Origin of the sequence: Micromonospora maritima (genome assembly GCF_902825405.1) — a bacterium.
Classification (GTDB): Bacteria; Actinomycetota; Actinomycetes; order Mycobacteriales; family Micromonosporaceae; genus Micromonospora; species Micromonospora maritima.
This window is the reverse complement of sequence record NZ_CADEAU010000237.1, coordinates 1-8,211: the sequence shown is the minus strand read 5'-3', so window position 1 is coordinate 8,211 and position 8,211 is coordinate 1. Positions and strand designations below refer to the sequence as shown.

Annotated in this window: 6 protein-coding genes and 1 pseudogene; 5 read left to right on the top strand and 2 right to left on the bottom strand. The window is 74.8% G+C overall.

Features of this window, described 5'->3' with window-relative positions:
* Positions 1–733 (bottom strand): annotated as a pseudogene (locus tag HUW36_RS19940) (GGDEF domain-containing protein); the annotation flags it as partial.
* 73 nt (positions 734–806) lie between these two features.
* Between HUW36_RS19940 and prmC the strand changes: the two are divergent.
* From prmC to HUW36_RS19920, 4 genes are all read left to right on the top strand, one after another.
* Positions 807–1,754, top strand: coding sequence for a peptide chain release factor N(5)-glutamine methyltransferase (gene prmC / locus HUW36_RS19935; RefSeq protein WP_174529561.1), 948 nt, complete (start codon positions 807–809; stop codon positions 1,752–1,754).
* The gene (locus HUW36_RS19930) at positions 1,754–2,398 is read left to right on the top strand and encodes an L-threonylcarbamoyladenylate synthase (protein ID WP_174529560.1); all 645 of its coding nucleotides are present in this window, start codon (positions 1,754–1,756) and stop codon (positions 2,396–2,398) included. The genes prmC and HUW36_RS19930 overlap by 1 nt, the downstream gene beginning before the upstream one ends.
* Positions 2,399–3,010, top strand: coding sequence for an arsenate reductase/protein-tyrosine-phosphatase family protein (locus HUW36_RS19925; RefSeq protein ID WP_174529559.1), 612 nt, complete (start codon positions 2,399–2,401; stop codon positions 3,008–3,010).
* 112 nt (positions 3,011–3,122) lie between these two features.
* The gene (locus HUW36_RS19920; protein WP_174529558.1) at positions 3,123–5,234 is read left to right on the top strand and encodes a transglycosylase domain-containing protein; all 2,112 of its coding nucleotides are present in this window, start codon (positions 3,123–3,125) and stop codon (positions 5,232–5,234) included.
* Between the two features lie 94 nt (positions 5,235–5,328).
* Here the strand turns inward: HUW36_RS19920 and HUW36_RS19915 are convergent, their stop codons facing one another.
* Positions 5,329–6,795, bottom strand: coding sequence for an SDR family oxidoreductase (locus HUW36_RS19915; RefSeq protein ID WP_174529557.1), 1,467 nt, complete (start codon positions 6,793–6,795; stop codon positions 5,329–5,331).
* Positions 6,796–6,830: 35 nt separating this feature from the next.
* Between HUW36_RS19915 and HUW36_RS19910 the strand changes: the two genes are divergently transcribed.
* Complete coding sequence (locus tag HUW36_RS19910) at positions 6,831–8,120, top strand: serine hydroxymethyltransferase (protein WP_174529556.1); 1,290 nt, start codon at positions 6,831–6,833, stop codon at positions 8,118–8,120.
* Positions 8,121–8,211: the final 91 nt, after the last annotated feature.

Below are 8,211 nucleotides of genomic sequence, written 5' to 3'. Positions count from 1 at the left end.
GGTGCGGATCGGCGTCCCCGGCCGTCTCGACCCGGTCACCGAGCGCGGCCCGCCGGGCGGCGGCGTAGCCGTAGGCGGCGAGGCTGCTGGGACGCAGGTTGCCGGCCCGCCCGCCGCGCAGGAACCGGGCCAGGTCGCCGGCCACGTCGCGCAGCACCCGCAGACAGCCGTCGCTGTCGCCGTTGTGGTCCAGCGCCACCGCGTTGCGCAGCCGGATCCCCGGCGCGGCGAACGTCTCCTCCGGGATGCCCGCACTCAGCCCGACCTCGCGGGCCCGCTCGATCGCGCCGAGGGCGTGGCCGTGGAAGCTGAGGTACGAGTACGCCATCGCCAGGTCGTGCCAACCCCAGGCGGTGTCCCGGTCCGGGGTGTCGTCGGCGCCCAGCGCCCGGGCGGCCCGCACCAGGTGCATGACGCACCGGTCGAGCGCGCCCTGGTGGTGGGCGGCGAGCGCGGCGAGCGCGTTGAGGTGCCCGTGCAGGTAGGGCTCGGCCAGGTCCCGGACGGCGGCGGAGGCGTCCTCGATGGCCCGGGTGAACTCGGCCGTCCGACCGAGATTGATCAGCGCGGACAGGCGTTGCACGAGCGCGTCGGCGCGGGCGTACGGGTCGTCGGTGGTGCGGATCACGCGTTCGAGCAGGACGCAGGCCTCCGCCGAGCGGCTGACCTCCTGCAACGCTCGGGCGCGTCGGAGGGCGTCAACCTGGTCCTCGACCTGGTCGAGCCAGCCCACTCGCGACCTCCCCGCCGTGTGCGCCCGGACGCACCCGCTCGTGAGGTGACCCGCGACGCTTCATGATTATTGCGTGAGCACACTCCCGCAACACCCGTCCGAAGGGACAGAACGCGAACGGGCCTCGCTGGTGGTGGCCCGGGCCGCCCGGGCGTTGGCCGCAGCCGGTGTCGAGGCCGCCCGCGCGGAGGCCGAGCAGTTGGCCGCGTACGTGCTGGCGGTGCCGCGCGGCCGGCTGGCCCTGGCCGACGGGTTCGGCCCGGCGCAACGCGACCGCCTGGACGCGCTGGTCGCCCGGCGGGTGGCCCGGGAACCGTTGCAGCACCTCGTCGGCGTGGCCGGGTTCCGGCACCTGGAGCTGGCGGTGGGGGCGGGGGTGTTCGTGCCCCGGCCCGAGACCGAGCTGCTCGCCGGCTGGGGGATCGACCACGCGCGCCGGCTCGCCGCGCCGCTCGTGGTCGACCTGTGCAGCGGTTCCGGCGCGATCGCCCTCGCGGTGGCGCAGGAGGTGCCGGCGGCGCGGGTGGTGGCGGTGGAGCGGTCCCCGGCCGCGCTGTCCTGGCTGCGCCGCAACGCCGCCGCGCGCGCCGAGGCGGGGGACCGGCCGGTCGAGGTGGTGGCCGCCGACGTCACGGACCCGGAGCTGCTGGCCGACCTGGTGGGTCGGGTCGACGTGCTGCTCTGCAACCCGCCGTACGTGCCCCGGTCGGTGGTGGTCCCGCCGGAGGTGGCCGACCACGACCCGGACGAGGCGGTGTTCGGCGGCACGGACGGGCTGGACGTGATCCGCCCGGTGGTGGCCCGCGCCGCCGCGCTGCTGCGTCCGGGCGGCGCGATCGGCGTCGAGCACGACGACACGCACGCCACGGCGGTGCCGGCGCTGCTCGCCGGCGACGGCCGTTACGAGCGCGTGGCGGAGCACCGGGACCTGGCCGGGCGGCCCCGCTGGGCGACGGCGTCCCGCCGGGCGGACGGCCGACACGCCGACTCCGGCACGGCGTGGCAGACTGACTCCTCGTGATGCTCTACGACTGTCGGTCGCCCGCCGACCGGGACCGCGGCATCGCCGCTGCCATCGAGGCGGTCAAGAACGGGGAACTCGTCGTCCTGCCGACCGACACCGTCTACGGCATCGGGGCGGACGCCTTCACCCCGTACGCGGTGAAGGCCCTGGCGGACACCAAGGGTGGCGCCCGGCAGGCGCCGCCGGTGCTGATCGGCTCCCGGCACACGCTCGACGGCCTGGTGTTCTCGCTGCCGCAGGCGGCCCGTGACCTGGTCGAGGCGTTCTGGCCGGGCGCGCTGACGATCGTGGTGGAGCACTCGCCGAGCCTGGCCTGGGACCTGGGCGACACCAGTGGCACGGTGGCGGTGCGGATGCCGCTGCACCCGGTCGCGCTGGAGGTGCTGCGGGAGACCGGGCCGATGGCGGTGGCCTCGGCCAACAAGATCGGCCAGCCGGCCGCACTCACCGCGGAGGAGGCCCGCGACCAGCTCGGCTACGGCGTGCGGGCCTACCTGGAGGCCGGGCCGGCGGTGGACCCGGTGCCGAGCACCATCGTCGACCTGACCGGCGAGGTGCCGCGGGTGCTGCGGCAGGGCGCGGTGACGCTGCCGAAGCTGCGCGACGTGGTGCCGGACATCCTCGACGAGCGGGGGCTCTGAGTGCCGCCCTTCACCGTCCTGCACGTCTGCATGGGCAACATCTGCCGCTCGCCGATGGCCGAGCGGCTGCTGCTGCTCGCGGTCCGGGAGCGGCTGGGTCGGCTCGACGTCGACCCGGCCGGTTCGGACGCGCTGGTGCACAGCCACAGCGCGGGCACCGGCGGCTGGCACGCGGGTGAGGAGATGAACCCGCCCGCCGCCCGGCAGGTGACCGCGCGCGGCGGTGACGTGACCGGGTTCGCCGCGCGCCGGCTCCGCTCCGACCTCATCGACGCCGCCGACCTGGTGCTCACCGCCACCGCCGACCAGCAGGAGTACGTGGTGGCCTTGCGTCCGGACGCCGCCGGGCGCACGTTCGTGCTGGGCGAGTTCGGCCGGCTGCTGGGCAGTCTCGACCGGTCCGCGCTGCCGTCCGCCGAGCCGACCCCGGACGCCGTGCACGCCCGCGGGGTGGCGCTGGTGGCGGCCGTCGACGCGCTGCGCCAGGGCGCGTCGGCGTTGCCCACCGACGACCTGGACGACCCGTGGGGTCGGGGTGACCAGTGCTTCAGCCGGGTGGCCGACGAGATCGAGGAGACGGTCCAGCCGCTGGCTGCCGCGCTGCTGCCCTGAGGTTCATCCTTTCTCGCGAACTTCCTGCGCATTTCGCTGAAGATGGCGGCGAAAGCGGCGATTCCGGTCATTCTTGACGGGTCCGTACGGCCGGCTCCTGCGGGGAGAGCTGATGAACCGGGCCCATCTCGACAAGCTGTTCACCGTTCTGCTCGCCGGCGTGCTCGCCGGACTGGCCCTGGCCGCGGCAGCGCTGCCGGCCGCGCTGGTCCTCGGGCTGGGCGTGAAGAACCTGATGCCGTACACCACGCTGCCGGAGGCGCTGAAGGCGCCGCAGCCGGCGCAGCGCTCCAACCTCTACGCCAACGACGGCCAGACGCTCATCACCTCGTTCTACGTCGAGGACCGGGTGGACGTGCCGGTCGGCGAGGTGGCGCCGGTGATGCGGGACGCCATCGTGGCCGCCGAGGACGTGCGCTTCTACGAGCACCACGGCGTCGACGTGCGCGGCGTGGTGCGCGCGTTCACGGCCAACCGCCGGGAGGGCACCCGGCAGGGCGCCTCGACGCTGACCATGCAGTACGTGCGCAACGCGCTGGCCGGGGACCCCCGGCTGACCGAGGAGCAGCGGGCCGCGGCCACCGAGATCACCGTCGGCCGCAAGATCCGCGAGATGCGGTACGCGCTGACGCTGGAACGGCAGGTCGCCAAGGACGAGATCCTCGGGCGGTACCTGAACATCGCATACTTCGGCGCGGGCGCCTACGGCATCGCCGCCGCCAGCAAGCGCTACTTCTCCACCACCCCGGACCGGCTCACGCTGGCCCAGGCCGCGCTGCTCGCCGGGCTGGTCCGCTCGCCGGCCAGCGACGACCCGATCAACGGCGACGCCGACGCGGCGCTGGCCCGCCGGGCGTACGTGCTGGACCGGATGGTGGAGACCGGCCGGGTGAGCGCGGCGGACGCCGCCACGGCGAAGGCCACGCAGTTGGCGCTCGATCCGAAGAGCACCCCGAACGACTGCGCCGCGGTGCCGGCCGCCCACAACGACTGGGGCTTCTTCTGCGACTGGTTCACCCAGTGGTGGAACGCCCAGCCGGCGTTCGGCAAGACCGTGGACGAGCGCCAGCGCACGCTGCGCCGGGGCGGGTGGTCGATCGTCTCCTCGCTCGACCCGGACGTGCAGGGCAAGACCAGCGAGCAGGTACGCGCGATCTACCCGGACACGATCCCGCGCGCCGCCCCCACCGCGGTGGTGCAGCCGGGCACCGGGCGGGTCCTGGCCATGGCGGTCAACCGCACCTACGGCGTGGCCGCGAACCCGGCCGGGCAGCAGAACTACCCGAACACGGTCAACCAGTTGGTGGCCGGCGGCGGTGGCATCACCGGCTACCAGGCCGGTTCGACGTTCAAGCTGTTCGCGCTGCTGGCCGCGCTGGAGTCCGGACTGCCGTTGGACACCGAGTTCGACGCCCCCCGGGTCTACGTCACGAAGTACCCGATCGACGGCGGGCCGGCCAGCTGCGGCGGACGGTGGTGCCCGGCGAACGCCAACACCTACTGGATGGACGGCGACCGGGACATGTGGGACGCGTTCGGCCGCTCGGTGAACACGTACTTCGCCTGGCTGACCGAGCGGGTCGGCGCGGACCGGGTGGTCGAGATGGCCGAGCGGCTGGGCATCGTGTTCCGCGCGCCCGAGGACGCGCGGATGGCCCGCGACGGGGCGAAGAACTGGGGGCCGTTCACGCTCGGCGTCTCCGCCACCACGCCGCTGGACCTGGCCAACGCGTACGCCACGGTGGCCGCCGAGGGCACCTGGTGCCGGCCCACCCCGGTCACCTCCATCACCGACGCGTCCGGCCGCAAGGTGGCCGCCGGGAACACCGACTGCCGGCAGGTGCTGGACACCGAGGTGGCCCGCGCGGCGGCCGACGCCGGCCGCTGCCCGGTCGGCGACCAGTCGATGTACCGCAAGTGCGACGGCGGCACGGCCGAGGAACTGGCCCCGGGACTGCGCCGCCCGCTGTCCGGCAAGACCGGCAGCTCGGAGCGGAACGCCACCGAGACCGTCGTGGCGTTCACCCCGCAGCTCTCCGTGGCGACCATCGCCGCGAACCCGGACGATCCCCGGGACGCGGTCGGCGGCGGCGTGCAGAAGCGGCAGATCGCCGCGGTCGGCCGCATCCTCGCCTGGGCCCTGCGCGACCAGCCGGTCGAGGACTTCGTCCCCCCGGGCCAGCCCGTCGCCTTCGAACACACCAGCCCCCGCACCGGCAACTGACCCCGCCCCACGCCTCGCCGATCTTGCACTTGCTGCCCGGGCGAAAGCGGCACAAGCCGCGAAGGTCGGGCCGCAAGTGCAAGATCGCGCGGGCTCACGCGGGGTTCTGCTCGGCGCCCCGGGCGATGTTGCGGGCCATGCCGCCGAAGACGACGGCGTGGAACGGGGCCACCGAGGCCCAGTAGAGGTGGCCGGGGAGGCCGTGCGGGAGGAAGACGGCGCGCTGGACGTAGCGGCTGCGACCCTCGCCGGTCGGCTCGGCGCGCATCTCCAGCCAGGCCCGACCGGGCAGCCGCATCTCGGCCCGCAGCCGCAGCAGCTCACCCGGGACGATCTCCTCGACCCGCCAGAAGTCCAGCGCCTCGCCTACCTGGAGCCGGTGGGGGTCGCGCCGGCCCCGGCGCAACCCGACGCCGCCGACCAGCCGGTCCAGCCAGCCCCGCACCGACCAGGCCAGCGGGAACGAGTACCAGCCGTGCTCGCCGCCGACGCCCTCGATGACCCGCCACAGCGCCGCCGGCGGTGCCTCCACGGCCCGCTCCCGCAGGTCGGTGTAGGCGGTGCCACCGGACCAGTGTGGATCCGACGGCAACGGCTCGGCCGGCGCGTCCGGCCCGCTCGCGGTCGACCAGCGCGTCTCCACCTGCGCGTCGCGCACCTTCGCCAGCGCCAGCGCCACCGCCTGGTCGAAGCCGGTGAGCCCTTCCGGCGGGTCCGGCACGTACCGCGCGATGTCGTGCTCGTGCGCCACCGCCTCGTGGATGAGACTCTCCACCAGCGGCCGGGCGATCGCGTTCGGCACCGGGGTGATCAGGCCGACCCAGTGCGAGGAGAGCGACGGGGTGAGCGGCCGCACCGGCAGGATGATCCGGCGCCGCAGCCCGGCCACCCGGGCGTAGCGCTGCATCATCTGCGCGAACGTCAGCACGTCCGGGCCGCCGATGTCGAAGCCCCGGTTCACGTCCGGCGGCAGGTGCGCACAGCCGACCAGGTAGCGCAGCACGTCGCGGACCGCGATCGGCTGGATCCGGTTGCGCACCCAACGCGGGGTGACCATCGCCGGCAGCCGCTCGGTCAGGTGCCGCAGCATCTCGAACGACGCCGAGCCGGACCCGATGATCACCGCGGCCCGCAGCACCGCGGTCGGCACGCCACTGCCCAGCAGGATCCGGCCGACCTCCGCCCGGGACCGCAGGTGCGCCGAGGGCAGCGCCTCCCGTTCCGCCGGCTCCGGCCCGCCGAGGTAGACGATCCGGCGTACGCCCGCGGCGCGGGCCGCCTCGGCGAAGTTGGTCGCCGCCTCCCGGTCGGCCGCCTCGAAGCCGCGCTGCCCCAGCGAGTGGACCAGGTAGTACGCGACCTCCACGCCCTCGAACGCGGCCGGCAGCGTCTCCGGCCGGCTCAGGTCGCCCTCGACGATCTCCGCCTCGGCCGCCCAGGGCACGTCACGCAGCCGTCCCGCCTTGCGGGCCAGGCAGCGCACGGTGTGCCCCTCGGCCAGGAGCCGGGGCGCCAGGCGCCCGCCGATGTAGCCGGTCGCACCGGTGACGAGGCATCTCACGGCCTCCAGTGTGCGGCTCCGTAGACTCCTTCGCTGTGGAGAACGCGAGGGACACCTTCTGGGGACCGGACTTCCAGCAGCTCAGCGCCGTCGACCCGGAGATCGCCGGGGTGGTGCTGGGAGAGCTGGAACGGCTGCGCGGCGGCCTGCAACTGATCGCCAGCGAGAACCTCACCTCGCCGGCGGTGCTGGCCGCGCTCGGCTCCACGCTTACCAACAAGTACGCCGAGGGCTACCCGGGCCGGCGCTACTACGGCGGCTGCGCCGAGGTGGACCGGGCCGAGGAGCTGGGCGTCGCCCGGGCGAAGGAGCTGTTCGGCGCCGAGCACGCCAACCTCCAGCCGCACTCCGGCGCGAGCGCCAACCTGGCCGCGTACGCCGCCCTGGTGCAACCCGGTGACACGGTGCTGGCGATGGACCTGCCGCACGGCGGCCACCTGACCCACGGCAGCCGGGTGAACTTCTCCGGCAAGTGGTTCCACCCGGTCGGCTACCCGGTCCGGCCGGACACCGAGACGATCGACTACGACGAGGTGCGCGACCTGGCCCGGGCGCACCGGCCGAAGCTGATCATCTGCGGCGCGACCGCGTACCCCCGCCTGATCGACTTCGCCCGGTTCCGCGAGATCGCGGACGAGGTCGACGCGTACCTGATGGTGGACGCCGCGCACTTCATCGGCCTGGTGGCCGGCGGCGCGGTCCCGTCGCCGGTGCCGCACGCCGACGTGGTCACCGCGACCACCCACAAGGTGCTGCGCGGCCCACGCGGCGGCATGGTCCTGTGCCGGGAGTCGCTGGCCGCCCGGATCGACAAGGCGGTCTTCCCGTTCACCCAGGGCGGCCCGCTGATGCACGCGGTCGCCGCCAAGGCGGTCGCGCTGCGCGAGGCCGCGCAGCCGGAGTTCCGCACGTACGCCGCCCAGGTGGTCGGCAACGCCCGCGCGCTCGCCGACGGGCTGGCCGCCGAGGGCCTGCGCCCGGTCTCCGGCGGCACCGACACCCACCTGGCCCTGCTCGACCTGCGCGAGGCCGGCGTGACCGGCGCCCAGGCCGAGGCGCGTTGCGACGCCGCCGGCATCACGCTCAACAAGAACGCGATCCCGTACGACCCGCAGCCGCCGATGGTCGCCTCCGGCATCCGGGTGGGCACGCCGAGCGTCACCACCCAGGGCATGCGGGAGGGGGAGATGCGCCGGATCGCGGCGCTGATCGGCCGGGCGGTGCGGACGGATCCGGAGTCTCCCGGGGGCGCCGACGAGCTGTCCCGGATCGCCACCGACGTGACCGAGCTGGTCACCGCGTTCCCGGCGTACCCCCGTGGCTGAGCCGGGGACGCGCGCGGCGGAGGCGGCCGCGGACCGGGGCTGGCGACTGCGCCACCTGCCCGTGCTGCTGGCCGCGGTGGCGGTCGTGGCC

What these genes read in the sequence shown, in the direction of transcription:
- HUW36_RS19930 (WP_174529560.1), top strand. Translation starts at nt 1,754, where the DNA reads ATGCTCTACGACTGTCGGTCGCCCGCCGACCGGGACCGCGGCATCGCC.
- HUW36_RS19920 (WP_174529558.1), top strand. Translation starts at nt 3,123, where the DNA reads ATGAACCGGGCCCATCTCGACAAGCTGTTCACCGTTCTGCTCGCCGGC.